This window comes from Paenibacillus sp. DCT19 (genome assembly GCF_003268635.1).
Lineage (GTDB): Bacteria > Bacillota > Bacilli > Paenibacillales > Paenibacillaceae > Paenibacillus.
This window is the reverse complement of record NZ_CP029639.1, coordinates 4,527,114-4,546,272: the sequence shown is the minus strand read 5'-3', so window position 1 is coordinate 4,546,272 and position 19,159 is coordinate 4,527,114. Positions and strand designations below refer to the sequence as shown.

General features: G+C 43.3%; 16 protein-coding genes and 2 pseudogenes. 15 read left to right on the top strand and 3 right to left on the bottom strand.

From position 1 onward, the window contains the following. The first annotated feature begins 88 nt into the window (after positions 1–88). A complete protein-coding gene (locus DMB88_RS20790) occupies positions 89–541 on the top strand; it encodes a pyridoxamine 5'-phosphate oxidase family protein (protein WP_128102873.1) in 453 nt (150 codons plus the stop codon). Between the two features lie 7 nt (positions 542–548). On the opposite strand, the gene DMB88_RS20785 is transcribed toward DMB88_RS20790, so the two are convergent. Continuing rightward, the gene (locus DMB88_RS20785; RefSeq protein WP_128102872.1) at positions 549–1,253 is read right to left on the bottom strand and encodes a YhcN/YlaJ family sporulation lipoprotein; all 705 of its coding nucleotides are present in this window, start codon (positions 1,251–1,253) and stop codon (positions 549–551) included. Positions 1,254–1,406: 153 nt separating this feature from the next. On the opposite strand from DMB88_RS20785, the gene DMB88_RS20780 reads away from it, so the two are divergent. Both DMB88_RS20780 and DMB88_RS20775 read left to right on the top strand, forming a co-directional pair. Next, positions 1,407–2,741, top strand: coding sequence for a PhoH family protein (locus tag DMB88_RS20780; protein WP_128102871.1), 1,335 nt, complete (start codon positions 1,407–1,409; stop codon positions 2,739–2,741). Positions 2,742–2,973: 232 nt separating this feature from the next. Further along, positions 2,974–4,257: an extracellular solute-binding protein gene (locus DMB88_RS20775; protein WP_164848749.1), complete on the top strand. Its 1,284-nt coding sequence runs from the start codon at positions 2,974–2,976 to the stop codon at positions 4,255–4,257. Position 4,258: 1 nt separating this feature from the next. On the opposite strand, the gene DMB88_RS20770 is transcribed toward DMB88_RS20775, so the two are convergent. Both DMB88_RS20770 and DMB88_RS20765 read right to left on the bottom strand, forming a co-directional pair. Beyond that, positions 4,259–5,338, bottom strand: a complete 1,080-nt coding sequence (locus tag DMB88_RS20770; RefSeq protein ID WP_254438277.1) for a coiled-coil domain-containing protein — start codon at positions 5,336–5,338, stop codon at positions 4,259–4,261. 201 nt (positions 5,339–5,539) lie between these two features. Next, on the bottom strand, positions 5,540–5,776 hold the full coding sequence (locus DMB88_RS20765; protein WP_128102868.1) for a DUF2626 domain-containing protein: 237 nt from the start codon (positions 5,774–5,776) through the stop codon (positions 5,540–5,542). 314 nt (positions 5,777–6,090) lie between these two features. Here DMB88_RS20765 and DMB88_RS20760 point away from each other — a divergent pair, with 314 nt between their 5' ends. The 12 genes and pseudogenes from DMB88_RS20760 (at position 6,091) to DMB88_RS20705 (ending at position 19,126) form a co-directional block, all read left to right on the top strand. Next, positions 6,091–6,741: an RsfA family transcriptional regulator gene (locus DMB88_RS20760; RefSeq protein ID WP_128102867.1), complete on the top strand. Its 651-nt coding sequence runs from the start codon at positions 6,091–6,093 to the stop codon at positions 6,739–6,741. A 151-nt stretch (positions 6,742–6,892) separates the two neighbouring features. Further along, positions 6,893–7,861 carry a ketopantoate reductase family protein gene (locus DMB88_RS20755; protein WP_164848748.1) on the top strand — a complete coding sequence of 323 codons (969 nt, stop codon included), beginning with the start codon at positions 6,893–6,895 and terminating at the stop codon, positions 7,859–7,861. Continuing rightward, the gene (locus DMB88_RS20750; RefSeq protein ID WP_128102865.1) at positions 7,861–8,235 is read left to right on the top strand and encodes a DUF3397 domain-containing protein; all 375 of its coding nucleotides are present in this window, start codon (positions 7,861–7,863) and stop codon (positions 8,233–8,235) included. The genes DMB88_RS20755 and DMB88_RS20750 overlap by 1 nt, the downstream gene beginning before the upstream one ends. A gap of 151 nt (positions 8,236–8,386) precedes the next feature. Beyond that, entirely contained in the window at positions 8,387–10,087 is a 1,701-nt protein-coding gene (locus tag DMB88_RS20745) for a peptide ABC transporter substrate-binding protein (protein WP_128102864.1), read from the top strand. Positions 10,088–10,276: 189 nt separating this feature from the next. Further along, on the top strand, positions 10,277–11,209 hold the full coding sequence (locus DMB88_RS20740) for an ABC transporter permease (RefSeq protein WP_128102863.1): 933 nt from the start codon (positions 10,277–10,279) through the stop codon (positions 11,207–11,209). Positions 11,210–11,256: 47 nt separating this feature from the next. Continuing rightward, positions 11,257–12,138: an ABC transporter permease gene (locus DMB88_RS20735; RefSeq protein ID WP_251382472.1), complete on the top strand. Its 882-nt coding sequence runs from the start codon at positions 11,257–11,259 to the stop codon at positions 12,136–12,138. An 18-nt stretch (positions 12,139–12,156) separates the two neighbouring features. Then, on the top strand, positions 12,157–13,926 hold the full coding sequence (locus tag DMB88_RS20730; protein ID WP_128102861.1) for an ABC transporter ATP-binding protein: 1,770 nt from the start codon (positions 12,157–12,159) through the stop codon (positions 13,924–13,926). 148 nt (positions 13,927–14,074) lie between these two features. Further along, positions 14,075–15,706 (top strand): bacillithiol biosynthesis cysteine-adding enzyme BshC, encoded by a 1,632-nt coding sequence (gene bshC, locus DMB88_RS20725; protein WP_128102860.1) that lies wholly within the window; start codon positions 14,075–14,077, stop codon positions 15,704–15,706. 43 nt (positions 15,707–15,749) lie between these two features. After that, positions 15,750–17,013: pseudogene (locus DMB88_RS20720) on the top strand (adenosylhomocysteinase). 272 nt (positions 17,014–17,285) lie between these two features. Beyond that, positions 17,286–17,722, top strand: a pseudogene (mraZ, locus tag DMB88_RS20715) (division/cell wall cluster transcriptional repressor MraZ). An 18-nt stretch (positions 17,723–17,740) separates the two neighbouring features. Next, positions 17,741–18,691 carry a 16S rRNA (cytosine(1402)-N(4))-methyltransferase RsmH gene (gene rsmH, locus DMB88_RS20710; RefSeq protein ID WP_128102859.1) on the top strand — a complete coding sequence of 317 codons (951 nt, stop codon included), beginning with the start codon at positions 17,741–17,743 and terminating at the stop codon, positions 18,689–18,691. A 27-nt stretch (positions 18,692–18,718) separates the two neighbouring features. After that, on the top strand, positions 18,719–19,126 hold the full coding sequence (locus tag DMB88_RS20705; protein WP_128102858.1) for a hypothetical protein: 408 nt from the start codon (positions 18,719–18,721) through the stop codon (positions 19,124–19,126). Positions 19,127–19,159 lie beyond the last annotated feature (33 nt).

Below are 19,159 nucleotides of genomic sequence, written 5' to 3'. Positions count from 1 at the left end.
TTGGGGATTGGAAGCGAGCTTGACGGTATGCTATAATGATTTAAGCAGTGAAGTAAGTCTTGCCTAAAGAAGATTAGGGGCTGGTTGAATGTCCGAAGCCGTCACACAATTAACTGAATCTCTTTTGCAACAGTTCAAACATGAGACATTTGTCCTCCTGAACACCGTTGATCTGGAATTCGGAGGCCCTACATCTACTGCTATTTCTTGGATCTATGCAGAGAATGCATCCACTCTTCGTGTTGCGCTGGATCATCGTTCACGTCTCGTGAAGAATATGCTGCATAATCCATTCATAACCGTCACTGTATTTGGAGAAGAAATGGTGTATGCCATTAACGGTCGTGCGTCAGTGCGACAAGATCCATTACAGGATGTTCCATTTAATATGTGCTGTTTCGACATTTCAATCGAAGCGGTGCGAAATGCGTTGTTTTATGGAGCTCAGCTATCGTCTGTGCCTCAATATGTCAAAATATACGATCAGCGTGCTGCTGAAAAATTAGATGAGCAGGTTTTTACTGCGATGAAAAAAGCCTAGTGAGAGATCACTGGGCTTTTTGTTGTCTTTTGTCATTGGATTGATGTTGCTGATGTTGCTGCATCTGTGGTTCCTGCTCATGCTGTTCATCAGGATTTTGTCGAACCTGAACGTCTTTTGGGAGCTGCGGGATAATTCGTCCCACCATATCAGCAAGCTCTGAAGCAAAACCGGAGATCGGATGTCCTTGACGGATATGCTCACCAATTTCTTTGATTCGTTCAGTGACATCCGCATCGGCCGTAACAATAGAATCTACACCTTCAGGATCTTTACGAAGGGCCTCAGCAACAGCATATTTGATGGTTCCTACGCGTGCACGTTCAAGCTCACCATCAACATCGATGCCAACTACTGCGGTATTACCTAGGATGACACAACTGGCATCCTCCACACCTTCCACTTGCTTGGCGAGTGTTTTAAGGTGAAGAATTCGTTGATCATTAGGCATCCGGCCTGTTTGTGCATCATCTACGATATTTGTATCATGGACTTCACCTGTATTTTCAGGAACTGGTTCAAGTCCTGTAGGGTTTCTAAGATCATCCTGTGCGTCCAGCATATGAGATCCTCTCATCCGATCTTGCTGAGTTGTAACATTACCTCCATAACCTTTAGCATGCTGACCTTGCTGCTGTGAAGCGTTATGCGAAGCACTGTTACAGCCTGTAAGTATAAAGATCAGAAGCAGCGTGCATATCCCAAATTTCATAAATGTTCATCCTTTCTTGGAGTTTTTCAGAATGGTTGACAATTATTTTGTCCTAGTCGAATACATTTATGTATGGGAGCATGATTGTCCATGCCGCTGCTGAAAGATCGCACTTATCCATGCCTTTAACGACGCCGCTTTGGAGGGGATTGAATGAAAAAGATTTTTGTATTGGATACCAACGTGCTTCTGCATGACCCCAATGCCATATTTGCCTTTGAGGAACATGAGGTAATCATTCCCGCGGTTGTACTGGAGGAGATCGACTCCAAGAAAAGAAATGCCGATGAAATAGGCCGCAATGCCCGCAACGTATCAAGGCTTCTCGATGGACTACGTGAGCTAGGGCATTTGCATAGTGGTGTGCCTCTTGCCAATGGAGGGAACCTAAAAGTAGAGTTGAATCATCGCAGTTTCGTAAAGGTACAGGAGATGTTTGGAGAAGTATCCAATGATAATCGTATTTTGGCTGTTGCTGTGAATTATCAGATTGAAGAAAATGAAAAAGAGGTTGCGGAACGACAGGTCGTTCTGGTTAGTAAAGATGTTCTTGTTCGGATCAAAGCCGATGTCCTTGGTCTGGTTACACAAGATTACCTATCAGATCGGACAGCTGGGCTGAATGAGTTATATCCCGGGTATACAGCCTTGAAGGTGCACCCATCCGTTATTGATGAGTTCTACACCTATCGCTTTCTTCCGATCAAACCATTGCAGCTATCCTATTCACTCTATCCCAATGAATTTGTTATTCTCAAAGATGAGATGGGTACGAATAAATCAGCTTTGCTCAAGGTAAATACAGAGGGTACCAAGCTTGAGCCGCTTTTTCTTAGTAATGATAATGTGTGGGGAATTAGTGCACGTAATGCACAACAACGCATGGCTCTTGAGCTATTGCTGAACGATGATATCCCTCTCGTGACGATAACGGGAAAAGCAGGAACAGGCAAAACCTTATTGGCACTGGCGGCTGGACTGTTAAAAGTAGAAGATGATCATAAATATAAAAAGCTATTGATTGCTCGCCCTGTCGTTCCGATGGGAAAAGATATTGGGTATCTACCAGGGGAGAAAGAAGAGAAACTACGCCCGTGGATGCAACCGATCTATGATAACCTGGAGTTTCTGTTCGATACCAAAAAAGCAGGAGATATTGATAAAATCCTGATGGGTCTAGGTAGTATTCAAGTTGAAGCCCTCACGTATATCCGTGGGCGCTCCATACCAGGACAATTCATTATCATTGATGAAGCGCAGAACCTATCCCGTCATGAGGTAAAGACAATTGTATCAAGGGTTGGCGAAGGCAGTAAAATCATTCTGATGGGTGACCCTGAGCAGATTGATCATCCTTATCTGGATTCGGCGAGTAATGGCCTAACCTATATTGTGGAGAGATTCAAACAAGAAGGAATCAGCGGACATATTATGCTCGAAAAAGGAGAACGTTCCAAGCTTGCTCAATTAGCGGCAGATTTGTTGTGATTCATGTGAATACAGAAGTGGTTATTTCCCGGAAAATGTTTCTAGCAAAACCGGCTCTTTTGAGCCGGTTTTTATTGCGAAAAAAAGGAACAGCGCATAATGTTCAGAACTCGATATGCTCAAATTATGCAAAAGTTAGAAAAACAGTTTTTAGGCAGAGTAGGACAAGAGCACTATGAATTTGTTACAATGGACATCGCAGGAAATAATTAGGAAGCAAGGAGGAGAGGTAATGAAGCGGAGACATCAAATTGTATTGTTTGCAGTGTTGCTGCTTTCATTAACTATACTTTCTCCAAGCTTTGATTTTGGTGGATCACAATCGAGCGAAGAGCGTAATCCAGATCGTACTACGTTTCCAAATCAAACATCCCGTGGGGAGGATCAGCATGCGCCAGTCGAAATTGTTGTTTCCATGCCTTCAGAGGATTTTCTTGTGTTTGAAACGATAGCGAATCAAGTTGCAGCTACAACTCGTGTAGAAATACAGTTGCGTAATGTGGAGCAGGATACATTCGAGAGTGTGCTTGATTCAGAGTTTGCGGTTGGGGACAGTGGAGATGTAATTCTGCTTGATAGTAACGAGGTTCAGGATTATGCCAAAAGAGGATATTTGTACCCTCTGAATGGGACTACGTTATCGAAGTCACTTGGAGAAACCATAATTCCATTGCGCGAAAAGACAGAATGGAATGGCTACCAATGGGCAATGCCGTTTGATTTTGACACTTATGTGCTTGCGGCGCGTTCTGCATTTCTTACTAAAGTGGGTCTAGACACATTGCCACAACAGGAAGATCAATGGATTAAACTTATACAGCAAACGAGTGGCGCGGGGACGAAGCTGTTATCGATTGACAGCAATGATATCTATGCAACAAGTGCGTGGTTAAATCATTTTGAACCTGGGCTTGCGACAGAACGGATGATGAATGCTGAACAGGGAAGTCTTTTAGAGGGGGATTACCAACAGGAGTTACAGCTAATAGAGCAGATCCAACCACACCTGCAGCTGGAAGCAGAGAATGCTGAATTTTCAGGAGAACTTCAACAAAATGAGGTTCCGATGACCGTTATGTCATTATCCAGGCTTCTTGATGAGAATAAGATAATAATGCAGAACACGGGCTCATTAAAGCAGATAGCGCTTACAGCTCTGATGCCTGTTAAGTCGCGAAGCTTTGTCATTACAACAGGTTCTTCTGAGACAGATGGAGCCAGTCGGTGGATTGAAGGCATGACTTCCGCTTCAGTACAGTCCGAATGGTTTCAACAAGCGCATTATTTGCCAGCCAAACAAGAGGAGATGAATGCTCAGTCTGGCAAATTGGCTTCACTTTTTGACAAAATGGACGTTAAAGCTCTGTTTGCTACAAAGCCTGCATCATCCGAAGCTGAGATAACCTATGTGCCCACTGGAAAGGTTCAACAGAAGATAAAGCAATTTATCCAAGGCCAGATCTCAGCGATTCAGTACATGAACAGTATTGTTGAATTACGAGGCTTATCCAAATGAATCAAAATGAGATTGCTAATTTCACTTCAAGCACACCTTCGCTCGTAGATACTTCTGTAGCCCTCACGAAAGAAAGGATTTTCTGTGGGTAAAATCCGAGGTCGAACTCCTTTTCCAGCATCCTTCGTGTTGTATCAGGCAGCTCCAATTGGTTAAATACAAGTTTATCAACATGGAATCGAATGGAATTCTGGGGTTCGTTCTCCACGGTATAATGACCTTCAATGCTTAACTCTAATTGGTCACGTTTACCCGAAGCTGTAATTCGATCTTCTTCAAATTGAAAAGCAAAATCATTAAAAATAGAATTCTGCTCACGTAAAAATTGATTAAGCTCATTCTGTCCAATTCGAATGGTATAGGTTGTTCCCGTTGTAGAAATTCCACCATTTTGATTTTGAATAAAGTCGGGTAGATTTTGCATGGCTGATGCCAAAGCTTTGAAATAACGTTTAACCTCATATATCCCGATATTCTCCCAATAGATCGTAAGTTCGTTCATTAGCTTTTGAATGGCGTCTGCATTACCGCTCGCTGCAACTTGCCCATCCACTTCTTTTTGTAAGGCGATTACACGCTCCCGTTGATTCTGCAAATTGGTTTTTAGTTCGTTAAGCTCTTGGGTCGTTTGAGCAATGCGAGCTGAGGTTTGCTGCATGCTTTGATATCTCTCCTGATACTTATCCAATACCGCCTGATCTCTGCCGATAATAATCTGATAGTAATCGTAAAGAATGAATAGATCTTTAAACGATCTCGCGCCAAGAACGGTCATGAGCAGGCTATCACGTTCCCCTGTATAATAGGATCGTACAACCGATCCCGCCCGTTCTTGCTGGATATGTATTTGTTCCTGTTGCTCTTGAAGCTGGCTCGCCAACGTAAGCTGCTGTTGATCCAAATCTTTCTGTCTTTGCGTGATACGCTCAATCTCGTTATCGATTTCGACGATGGACAAGCTCTTTTGCAATATTTCACGTGTTTCCTCAGGAGAGGGATCGGCATAAACGGAAGTCGATGTAAGTTGGACAAAAAGTAGGATGAAGATAAGTAGAACAAGTATGTTATATCGACGCTTCACCAATATCATTCTCCTTTCCTTGGTTCATATCTATTGTACAGGCTTCTCTCTTTCAAACAATATATGAAACAAACCTGTGAAATATCCTTAGTGGTTACATAACGCGTTAAACCGCACTTCAATCACCAGAGTTGTCATCAATATTGAAACACAAAAAAAGCAATCCGGTGTGAACTGGATCGCTTTTTTGCTGTTGGCGGATTAGAGCGGCAAATCCATTTGGAATACGGTCCAGTAACTGAACCCCGTAAAGGTAACGATCATATAACCCCAGAAGAGCAATATGTACGTTCTTTCGGTGAATTTCAGGTATCCCAAAATGACGAAAAACGCAGTCTGCAAGAAAAAAAGCAAGGCCATCTCGACCAAATCTCCTGCAAAAGCCATCAGGCCAATCGTGAGTGTGAAGAACCCGAGTACTCGAAACATGCGTGCCACGGTAAGTCCTCCTCTCTATGTACGATCATAGATTGTCTACACAACATTATACCGGGAAAGGAAAAAGGTGTAAACAAAATTGGATATGAAAGCGAATTCTTTTTTTTGCCTGGAAAGGCTCAATTATGCTTTCTTTTACACATGTGACGTATGAGTGCCCTTAAATGTGGAAATACATTTTAGTATGAAATCAATTCTATGAACTCTATGAGAGGCATAAGAATGAATGAAGCAGCTTTTATACCTCATTCACAAGCCGGGAGATCGGTGATGTGAACGGTTATTTTAGGATGTTGTTAGGAGGGTATTATAGCATGACTGCAGTGAGACAGGATGCTTGGAGTACAGAGGACGATTTGATTTTGGCTGAGGTTACGTTACGTCATATTCGAGATGGAAGCACGCAGCTCGCTGCATTTGAGGAAGTAGGCGATAAAATTGGCAGAACCTCTGCCGCTTGCGGATTTCGCTGGAACAGTTTTGTGCGGAAAAAGTATGAATCTGCCATCAGTAATGCTAAAGCGCAACGCCAGAAACGTAGTTATCTTAGAAAACAGCCTGCATTGCTTGGGCCACAAGTTGCCGCTCTCTCTACACTAGAAACGGAAGAAACCTTGTATAAATCAGATGGAATTTCGGAAGAGACTCTATCCATCGATGCGGTGATCCGTTTCTTACGTCAGTGGAGAGGCACTGTGCAGGAAAATGGACGTCAGCTTAAAATGCTGGAAAAAGAATTGCGAGAAAAGGAAGACGAACTTCATGAGCTTCGCTGTGAGAATGACCGTTTATCGAAGCAGGTTAATGAAGTTCAAACCGATTACCGTGTGGTGAACGACGATTACAAGGCACTGATTCAGATTATGGATCGTGCAAGAAGACTTGCATTTTTGTCAGAAGAAGAAGAGGAGCTCAAAACACGCTTTAAAATGGATGCTAACGGAAATTTGGAGCGAATTGAGTAGTAAAGATACGTGCTTAGTCTTTGATATAGGAATAAACCCGTCACATTTCCGTTATATACGGCGGTGTGTGCGGGTTTTTTGTTTGACCATTTTGTTCTATGATATATAGATATAATCTAAGAAATGGAGAATGGCGAGAGGAAGGTGTCATATGATTATTGACATTATAGGCGCAGGATCACTTGGATTGTTATATGGGAGTAAACTACATGCTGCTGGCTATCAGGTGCGATATTGGACTAGAACTTCTGAGCAAGCGTCCGACATGAAGAAGCGTGGATTGCAAATTACAGAGCCGAGCGAAGCAGAAGCGCTGCGAATAAGCGGAAGGGACATTCAGGCCTATTGCATCAAGAAGTTGGGCGAGACATGGGCACATTCACCTGGGGATTGGTTACTTCTGATGGTGAAGCAGACAGCAATGGATGAACTCATTCGTGACATTGGTACGATAGAGCAGGAACCTCTTAATATTGTATGTTTCCAAAATGGGATCGGGCATGTCTCGAAAATACAAAAAGCTACGCCAACAGCTACTATATATAATGCAATAACTACAGAAGGGGCAAAAAGACTAGGTAACGAGGTAATTCGTGCTGGTAAAGGCCAGACTTGGATTGGTCAAAGCGCAGATGCTTCACCCCGTTCTGTAGTGCAGATAGGGAAGAATGAACTAATAAGTTTGGTGCAGACTATACAACAGGCAGGATTTGACTGTACAGTGTCGAATCAAATCGATAAGCTGATATACAGGAAGTTGATCATCAATGCAGTCATTAATCCACTTACGGCAATCTGGCGAGTACCAAATGGTCAATTACTTCAAAATAAAGAACGCACCATGGTCATGCGCCAGCTCTATGATGAGGCAACAAGGGTATATAAAGCAAACGGAATTACGATGGATGTAGATCTCTGGGAACAACTGTTGTCCGTATGCCAGGCGACGGCTTCGAATACCTCCTCAATGCTTGCAGATGTTCTGGAAGGACGCCGTACTGAGATTGACTCCATTAATGGGCAAGTTGTAAATTTGGCGCACCAATGTGGACTGACTGCTCCGTTGCATGAAACATTGCTGCATTTAATCAAAGGTATGCATCCGGAAGGAGTGAATTGATGAGCTTTTTTATCACGTTGAGTATACTGCCCTTCTTTCCTTTCATTATTGTCTATTGGGTTATGTATGCTTGGAAAAAGGATAAACGGGTTGCGGTTCGAAAAGCGATGGATGTTACAACGTTATTTCTAATTTTCTCTGTATCTGCGTTATTCAACTTAACATTTGAAACGAATTTTGGTTTTTATTTGACGCTTATTTTCATACTAATAGCACTTGGATTGGTAGGAGGGGCGCAAAATCGACTAAAAGGTAAAGTGGATGGGGGACGAATGTTCCGGGCAGTTTGGCGTATGGCATTTGTAATGATGAGTTTTGGTTACATTTTGTTTACTATATTTGGACTTTTTAGATATTTTGTGAAAGTGATGTAAGGTTACATAACGCAAAAGGGTTAAAAAATGTGTCGAATTTGTCGAAAAGTGAAAAAAACATTACTTTCTGAAAAAGTAATGTAGATTTTTTTGACCGGTGGTTGTATAATCTATAAACATAAACCACATCAATTTAGGGGGAAAGTGTTAGATGAAAAGGAAAAGTCTATTAGTCCTTTTGACGCTGATCTTGGCGTTCGGTACCGTACTTGCAGCGTGCGGATCGAAAAATGAAGGCACAGGTAACAACACCGATACTGGTTCTGCAAGCGAAAGTAATGGTCTTGCGAAAGATCAAGTGCTGAAAATCAACCTGACAGCTGAACCTCCTACGTTGGACCCGGCTCAAGCAAAAGACAGCCAAACCAACACAGTTTTGAAATTCTTGTATGAAGGTCTTGTACGCATCGATGCTGATGGTAAAGAAGCACCAGGTGTCGCTACAAAATGGGAAATTTCTGAAGATGGTTTGAAATATGTTTTCAACCTGAACCCGGAAGCAAAATGGAGCAACGGTGATGCAATCACTGCTGAAGACTTTGTTCGTTCTTGGGAGCGTGCATTGAAACCAGAAACTGCTTCTCCTTATGCTTACCAATTGTACTACATCAAAGGTGCTGAAGGTTACAACCGTAGCTCTGATGAAACATTCGAAGGTACTAAAGTTACTGACTTCGCACAAGTAGGTGTTAAAGCGACAGACGAGCATACGCTTGAAGTTACTTTGGAAAACCCTACACCTTACTTCTTGGGTCTGACAGCATTCTATACGTACTACCCAGTACACCAGTCTGCTGATACAAATGACAAATTCTTCACAGACTACAAAAACATGATCGTTAACGGACCATTCACTATGGATACGTACGCTAAAGGTCAAAAAATCGTAGTTAAGAAAAATGATGGCTACCATGCAGCATCTGATATCAAATTGACTCAAATCGATATGTCCCTGACAAGCAGCAGTGCTTCTGAACTGCAAGCTTACAAATCCGGACAATTGGATTACACTGGTGCACCTAACGGTGAGATCCCAACTGACCAAATTCCTTCTGTGAAAGCAGAATTGCCAGATGAGTTCAAAGCTACTGGTATCGCAAGTACGTACTACTACCAATTTAACGTAAATGAAGCTCCATTTAACAACGTTAAAATCCGTAAAGCATTTGCAATGTCTATTAACCGTCAACCAATCGTTGACAAAGTAACTCAAGGTGGACAAATTCCAGCATTCGGTTTCGTACCTCCAGGTATCCGCGGTGAAAACGGCGAATTCCGTGATGAGCACAAAGATGACTACTTCACTGAAAATGTAGAAGAAGCTAAAAAATTGCTTGAAGAAGGTATGAAAGAAGAAGGTTACACTACGTTGCCTGCAATCACTTTGATCTACAACACAAGTGACAACCATGCAAAAATCGCTTTGGCTATCGCTGATATGTGGAAAAACAATCTTGGTGTTGACGTGAAAACTGAAAACCAAGAGTGGGGCGTATTCCTTGAGAACCGTCAAAACCAAAACTTCCAAATCGCTCGTGCAGGTTGGTCTGCAGACTATAATGACCCGTACAACTTCTTGGAAATGTGGACTACTGGAAACACAAACAACGATTCCAAGTTCAGCAACGCTCAGTATGACAAAGATGTAAAAGACACTGTAAAATCTGCTGAACCAGCTGCTCGTATGGCTGCTTTCGCTGACGCTGAAAAAATCCTGATTCAAGATGAAATGGCTGTTATGCCAATCTACTACTACACTAACGTATCTTTGACTAAGCCTTACCTGAAAGGCGTACAACTTGATTTCAGTGGAGCAATTGACTTCACTCGTGCATATCTGGAAGAGAAATAAGTTGTTCTGAAGTCTATATGATTACTTCGGGATATATATGTGGAATTCCATATATATCCCGATTTTTTTGTATGTGAACTGATTTTCCTTATAATTCTTGAAATTTCCGATAAATGGATTGGACTTTATTGTTGTCTAATTCTACAATCGATTTGTATACAAAATATTGTTTTTGGAGGTGTGCAAGGGTTGGTTAAGTACGTGCTGAAAAAACTGCTATTTATGCTGCTATCGCTTTTCATACTCGCATCAGCAACCTTCTTCCTAATGAAGGCCATTCCGGGTGACCCTTTTACATCCGAGAAAAAAGTAACGCCTGAAATTCGGGCACTACTAGAAGTGAAGTATGGATTAGACAAGCCTATGTTTGTTCAATATCTGAAGTACATGGGTGGAATTATTCAAGGGGATTTCGGGGTTTCTATGAAATACCTGAACCAAGAAGTAACCGACATGATTACTCAAACGTTTACAGCGTCACTTAAACTGGGTGTCTTCGCAATTATTATCTCCGTTATAGTGGGTGTACTGCTTGGTCTGATCGCAGCAGTGTATCACCGTAAACTCATTGATGATGTCACGATGGTGCTTGCTGTTATCGGGATCGCGGTACCAAGCTTCTTGTTAGCGTCCCTATTGCAATACATTTTTGCATCCAAACTCGGATGGTTTAACGTAATGGGCTTCGACGGACCACTCGACTATGTGCTCCCGGTTGCAGCTCTATCTGCATCTCCGATCGCCTTTATCGCTCGTTTGACGCGTTCAAGCATGCTGGAAGTGCTTCATGCTGACTACATCAAAACAGCGAAAGCTAAAGGTCTGAAATGGCCTGCAATTATGTTCAGACACGTTGTACGTAATGGTATTCTTCCTGTTGTGACTTATGTTGGTCCAATGACAGCAAATATTATTACAGGTTCCGTAGTTATTGAACAAATCTTTAACATTGGTGGTATTGGTAAAGTATTCGTAGAAAGTATCACAAACCGTGATTACACAATGATCATGGGGATTACGATCTTCTACGGTATTCTCCTGATGTTGGCACGTTTCTTCACAGATATTGCTTACGTGCTAATTGATCCTAGAATTAAGCTGGAAAGCCGGAAGGGGGCATAACGTTGTCTGGCACGAACAATAAAAAAAATGAAACGGCTAACACTGACCTGAACAGTCAGGCAGCGGTTAAATCGGAAGAAAGCATATCTCTTTTTAAAGATGCTATGTATAGACTTGCAGCCAATAAAGCCGCAATGATTAGTCTAGGTATCTTAATCCTTGTCGTGATTTTCTCTATAATCGGTCCAACTTCGTTGTTTACTCAGTATAACTATTATTCCAATGATCTAATGAATTCCAACTCAGCACCAAGTGCGGAGCACTGGTTCGGAACGGACGAGCTCGGTCGTGATGTATGGGTAAGAACATGGGTCGGTGCACGTGTATCCCTTACTGTAGGTTTGGCAGCAGCGTTGATTGACCTTATTATCGGTGTTATTTATGGGGCAATCATGGGCTTCTACGGTGGACGTGTAGATGGAATTATGAACAAGTTCTCCGAAATTCTTTACTCTTTGCCGTACATGCTCGTTGTAATCTTGTTGTTGGTTGTATTGGAACCAAGTTTGACTACCATTATCATTGCACTCACCATTACGGGCTGGATCAGTATGTCATGGATTGTCCGTGGAGAGATTATGCAACTCAAAAACAGAGACTTTATTCTCGCGGCACGTTCGATGGGTGCAAGCACAACTCGTCAGTTGTTCCGTCATTTGCTGCCTAACGCTATCGGTCCAATTCTCGTAACATTGACATTGTCTATTCCAAATGCGATCTTTGCCGAAGCTTTCTTGAGCTTCCTCGGACTAGGTGTATCTGCACCAAGATCTTCACTAGGTTCAATGATCAATGATGCATTGACAGGTTGGACGCTGTTCCCTTGGCGTATGTGGTTCCCAGCAGGTTTGATGGTTATCACAATGTTAGCATTTAACTTGCTCGGTGACGGTCTGCGTGATGCACTCGATCCGAAATTACGTAAATAGAAATAGGAGGTGGGATTAATGGAGCCGATTTTAACAGTCAAAGATTTGAGCGTGTCCTTTACGACACGTTCTGGAGAATTTGATGCCGTTAAAAATGTGAGTTTTGAACTTGGCAAAGGAGAGACGTTGGGGATCGTTGGTGAATCGGGTAGTGGTAAGAGTGTTACCGCCCAAACGATCATGAAGTTGATTCCCTCCCCGCCTTCGAAGGTCAAAAGTGGAGAAATTACTTTTCACGGGCAAAGCCTATTAAATAAGACAGATAAACAAATGGAAGCTATTCGTGGTAAAGATATCGGTATGATCTTCCAAGATCCAATGACTTCATTGAATCCTACAATTAAAATAGGTAAACAGATCACTGAAGTTCTGCGTAAGCACCAGAATATGTCCAAGAAAGAAGCGGAAAAACGCGCTCTGGAAATGTTGGAACTCGTGGGAATCAAAAATGCAGCTATTCGCATGAACCATTACCCGCACCAATTCTCCGGTGGTATGCGTCAACGTGCGATGATCGCGATCGCGCTTGCGTGCCGTCCATCTCTTCTTATCGCGGATGAGCCGACAACAGCACTCGACGTAACGATTCAGGCGCAAATTCTGGACGTTATGAAGGATATGCAACAAAAACTCGGAACATCGATCATGCTGATTACCCATGACCTTGGTGTAGTTGCTGGTATGTGTGACCGTGTTGTTGTTATGAAGGAAGGCGAAGTGGTTGAGACAGGAACAACTGCCGAAATCTTTAGCAATCCTCAACATCCATACACGATTAAATTGCTGAACGCTCTACCACGCTTGGATGAGCCTAAGAAAGAAAAACCTGCACCGGCTGGTATTATCAAAGGTGCCAACAAGCCGCTAGTTCAAGTGAAAAACTTGAAACAATACTTCAATCTGGGTAAAGGTAACATTCTTAAGGCGGTTAATGATGTCAGCTTTGATATTTTTGAAGGCGAAACCCTTGGGGTTGTAGGCGAATCTGGTTGTGGTAAATCTACAACAGGTCGTACCATTCTGCGCCTTTATGAACCAACTGGCGGAAGTGTTAACTTTAACGGAACAGATATCTACAAGCTGTCTCCACGTAAGATGAAGGAAATGCGTAAAGACATGCAGATGATCTTCCAAGATCCATATGCATCCTTGAACCCTCGTTTTAACGTTATGGATATTATCGGTGAATCTCTAGATATCCACGGTTTGGCTTCCAGCCGGGCTGAGCGTAAAAAACGCGTTGAAGAACTGCTTGATCTGGTAGGCTTGAATCCAAGCCATGCGCTTCGTTACCCACATGAATTCTCTGGTGGTCAAAGACAACGGATCGGGATTGCCCGTGCCTTGGCTGTAGACCCTAAATTCATCATCTGTGACGAGCCTTTGTCTGCATTGGATGTATCGATCCAAGCTCAAGTTGTTAAATTGTTGGAAGAGCTCCAACAACGTCTTGGCTTGACATACCTCTTTATTGCACATGACTTGTCCATGGTTAAACATATCAGTGACCGCGTAGCGGTTATGTATATGGGTAAAGTGGTTGAGCTTGCTGAAAGTGAAGAGCTCTACGCTAATCCGATCCACCCTTATACGAAAACATTGTTGTCTGCAATTCCGGTACCTGATCCGGAAGTTGAAGCGAACAAACGTCGTATTTTGTTACCGGATGAGCAATCAGGCCCAATCCAGAATGCAGGTAGTGGCCCTGTAAACGATCCATATAACCTGGAAAATGCTCAATTAATTGAAGTTTCCAAAGGTCATTGGGTTTCAGAGCCTTACGTATAAACCAATTGTAACTGGACTTATCTATGTATCTTAAACCGTCGACTTGTTCGGCGGTTTTTTTGTAGTTTTTGTGACTTTCTTTTGACGAAGAGGCATTGGATTCGGTACAATCAAGAAAGGCTTTGAAGCAGAATAGGAGGCAGACCTCATGAAAGGTATTACAGAGGCGCTCCGCAGCGGATCACGGCTTGCAGAAGACTACATCTGTTCACGTGATGCTGCGCGTGGCCTTTATGAGTATGACATTCACTGGGAATCTGAACTAGGTAGACGTGCCGAATGGCTCGACCAATCGGAGGACACACGTATCAACCGTCAGGACTTGGTAGAATATCTACGTATATATAATAAGCGATTAAACCCTGATGATGCTGTGCAACGATCACTCGATCGTTTGGCTGAAGAGCATGCGCTGGTAGTCACAGGGGGTCAGCAGAGTGGTTTGTTGACAGGACCCTTGTTCGTTATTTACAAAGCAGCCAGTGTAGTAGCAGCTGCACGTGAAGCTGAGACTAGATTACAACGCCCGGTTGTACCCGTCTTCTGGATTGCGGGAGAAGATCATGATTGGGATGAGGTTAACCACACCTATTTACCGGATACCCAAGGCGATATCGTGAAGCTGAAGCTCCATGGACGCTTTGAAGGACGTGATTCGGTCAGTAACGTTAAGGTTGACACAGAACAGTGGATGACTTCAATTGAGCAGGTTGAGCATCTGTTACCTGACACGGTACATAAACCGAGTTTAATGAAACTGCTGGTTGATATCCATAACTCAAGTTCCAATCTCAGTGACGCTTTTGCTCGATTGATCGCTGCGTTGTTTGGCGAAAGTGGACTAATCCTTATGGATGCTGCTTCGCCCGAACTTCGCCGATTAGAACAACCCGTTTTTGAACGGATCATTCGTGAAAATGATATCTTGCGTGAGGCTTATCTTCACGGAGCTTCATTAGTCAAAGAAGCAGGCTATGACATGCCAGCAGAAGTGGCAGACGATGGCGCCAACTTGTTTTACATTCATGGAGGGGCACGGCTGCTGTTGCTTTTGAAAGACGGTCTGTACACGGATCGGAAAGGTCTCGTATCCTTTTCAGAAGAACGTTTGTTACAAGAGTTAACGGAACATCCCGAGAGATTCAGTAATAACGTGCTTACCCGTCCGTTAATGCAGGATTCGATTCTGCCTGTTGTCGCCGTTATTTTGGGGCAAGGTGAGATCTCTTATTGGGGTTTGACACGTACTGCATTTACACAGTTTGGTCTCCAGATGCCAATTCTGTTACCACGTTTGTCATTCACCATCCTTGAGGATGTTCATCAGAAGCATATGAATCAGTACGGACTCTCTTTCCAAGATGTACAATACCATCTCGAAGAAAAACGTGATCAATGGCTTGCTGGTCAGGAGACGTTTCAGGTAGAGGAACAATTCAGCCAGGCGAGTCAGGCGATTGCTGATATCTATCGTCCTTTACTTGATCAAGTTATGGCCATTCATCCCGGACTGGATCGAATCTGTGATACGAATTTAAAGAAAATCAACGAACAAATTCAGTATTTGCAAAAGCAGACGAACAAAGCGATATCACTCAAACATCAGGTTGGGCTTAGACATTGGAATGGCATACAAAATGCTCTGTTCCCAATGAATAAACCACAAGAACGCGTACATAATACGCTCTATTATCTGAACCGCTACGGAACTGAGTGGATTGAAGAATTGATTCAAGATCAGCGTGAATTCCGGGGGCAACATCAAGTGATCTCACTGTAACGCTCTTTATAATAGAAGGAATATAAACTAAGGAGGATCTGTAATGACAACACCCGCTTTGCAAAATAGTATTGTGAAAGACATGGGGCTTGCTCCAGAAGGACATTTGAAAATTGATTGGGTCGAGGCGCATATGCCTGTGCTCAACCGGATTCGTCGTCAATTTGAGCAGGATCTTCCATTTAAAGGACTCAAAGTTGCGATCTGCTTGCACCTTGAAGCCAAAACGGCTTATCTTGCTAAAGTCATTCAGGCTGGTGGGGCAGAAGTGACGATTACCCACAGTAACCCGTTGTCCACGCAGGATGATGTGTGTGCCGCTCTTGTTGAAGACGGTGTAACGGTATATGCAAAATACAATCCAGAGCCTGCGGAGTTCAAACAACTTCAACTTCGCGCTCTTGAAGTGAAGCCTGATCTCATCATTGATGATGGTGGAGACTTTGCTACAATTATCGCATCAGAACGCCCTGACTTAGCTGCAACGATTCGTGGTGGTGCAGAGGAAACGACAACGGGTATTATCCGTCTGAAAGCATTGGCGAAAGAAGGCCAATTGCAATTCCCGATGGTTGCAGTTAATGACGCTTATTGCAAATACTTGTTCGATAACCGCTATGGTACAGGGCAGTCTGCATTTGATGGTATTATACGTACAACCAACCTCGTCGTAGCAGGGAAAAATGTCGTTGTTGCTGGTTACGGCTGGTGGAAAAGGTGTAGCTATGCGTGCTAAAGGGCTCGGAGCGAATGTCATCGTAACCGAGATTGACCCGATCAAAGCAGTAGAAGCACATATGGATGGGTTCCGCGTGATGACGATGGTAGAAGCAGCTAAGATTGGTGATTTCTTCATCGCAGTTACAGGAAACAAAGACGTGATCACGGGTGAGCATTATGATGTCATGAAAGATGGTGCGATCCTGAGCAATGCAGGTCACTTTGATGTCGAAGTGAATAAGCCTGAACTTGCTAAACGTTCCGAGTCCATTCGCACGGTTCGTCGTAACATTGAAGAATATCGCTTCAAAGATGGACGTAAGATGTACTTGTTGGCAGAAGGTCGTCTTGTAAACTTGGGAGCAGCTGACGGCCACCCTGCTGAGATCATGGATACGACGTTTGCACTTCAAGCGCTCGGTTTGCGTTATGTGAGTGAAAATTATGCAAGTCTTGGCAAAAATGTAGTCAATGTACCTTATGAAATCGATCAACAAGTAGCTAGTTATAAGCTTGAAAGTCTGGATATTACGATTGATACTCTCTCCACAGAACAAGAAAAATACCTGGATAGCTGGAAATTCTAATCGAATCCCAATAATTACAAGCTGAATAACTGATTCAAACGGTCTACAATAGTGTATTGATGATATGGCTCATAATCGGGTAAAGGTTTAGTTGCCCGTAGAAGGAAACGTCTTTGATCCTGAGTTGCAGGGTCAGAGGCGTTTTTTTGGTGGCTGAAATGAAAAAAGTTAAGCAAGTAAGAAGGGTTTTGATTTTTTAGTGCGAATCTATTATGCTTAGGTGGTGGAAAGTGGGGCAAAGTGGGAGAAACGGGTGAGGAGTGAGTGGGCCAATGTTTATGGGGGAGTTCCAACATAGCATTGATGATAAAGGGCGGGTTATTATTCCTGCCAAATTCCGCGAATCTCTAGGGCCGTCTTTCGTTGTCACACGGGGGTTGGATCAATGTCTTTTCGTGTACCCTATGGAGGAGTGGGGGGTCATGGAACAGAAACTCAAAGCTCTACCTTTAATGAAGTCAGATGCACGTGCATTTACTCGATTTTTTTCTCTGGTGCGACTGAATGTGATTTGGACAAACAGGGTAGGGTAAATTTGCCGGGCAATCTAAGGGAATACGCCAAACTAGACAAGGATTGTGTTGTTCTTGGTGTATCGAATCGGGTAGAGATCTGGAGCAAAGACATCTGGGAGAATTATTTTAATCAATCAGAAGAAGTATTCAACGACATTGCCGAAAAGCTGGTCGATTTTAATTTTGATTTATAAAGTCAGGAGGGGTGCAGGTTGTTTCACCACATAACCGTACTCAAAGAAGAGGCAACAGAGGGATTAAACATCAAGCAGGACGGTATATACGTGGACTGCACTTTAGGCGGTGGCGGACATAGTTCCGTAATTGCTTCCAAGCTTGGTCCAGGGGGACGTCTGATCGCACTGGATCAGGATGATTGGGCTTTGGATAATGCACGTGAGAAGTTAGCTGCCTATGGAGACCGTGTAACATTGGTCAAGACCAATTTCCGTGATTTGGAACAAGTTCTGAAAGAACTGGACATTCCACAGAAGGATGGTGTGCCACAAGTTGATGGTATTTTATACGATTTAGGCGTATCCTCACCGCAATTTGATGAAGGAGAACGTGGGTTTAGTTATAATCACGATGCTCCGCTCGATATGCGAATGGATCAGGATGCATTTTTGACTGCCAAAGAAATCGTAAACGAGTGGCCAGAGGATGAAATTGCTCAGATCCTTTATCGTTATGGTGAAGAGAAGTTCTCAAGAAGAATTGCACGTGTCATTGTAGATAAGCGAAGTCAGTCGCCTATTGAAACTACAGGTGAGCTTGTCGAGTTAATCAAGGAAGGGATCCCTGCGGCAGCTCGTCGTACCGGTGGACACCCTGCTAAGAGAAGTTTTCAGGCTCTACGAATTGCAGTTAATGATGAGTTAGGGGCATTTGAGGAAGGCTTGCATCAGGCCGTTCGATGCCTGGCACCAGGTGGACGTGTATCTGTCATAACGTTTCACTCCCTTGAAGATCGGATATGCAAACAGATTTTTAGCAGTTATCTGGAGAAGTGTACATGCCCTCCCGATTTCCCTTTATGCGTGTGTGGCGGTAAGGGAACGTTGCGTTTAGTCAACAGGAAGCCGATGATTCCGACGGAATCAGAACTAGCTGAAAATTCCCGTGCTCGCTCAGCCAAACTGCGCGTAGCAGAGAAATTGTAAACTTGAGAGTGAAGGAGGAGCCTATGCATGGCATATACACGTGGTAATCTGGCTGTAAAAGAAAAAGCGTCACAACAGCGTGTGACCCAGCAACGGTACAAGGAAACTACGAAAGTAGTGACCCGTCGTACCGGACTTCCCGCACGTGAAAAATTTCTATACTTAATCACTTTGGTCGCAGTAATCGTGGTAGGTGGCGTAATGATGTCCCGTTATGCTCAGATCTATGATCTGAACAAACAGGCGCAATCAACGTTATCCGAGGTAAGAGAAGCTGAGAAGACGATTGCTGATTTGCAAGTGGAACGTGAGAAATTAAACAATCTGGTCATCGAACATGCACGTGAACTTGGTTACGTTGAAGCGACAGATAAAAACGTGATTTATGTACCACGTTCAACAAAGACAGGGTCTTCTTCGGATACAGCAAAGTAAGTAAAGAGGTGTACCGATGGTAAAAAGAATAAA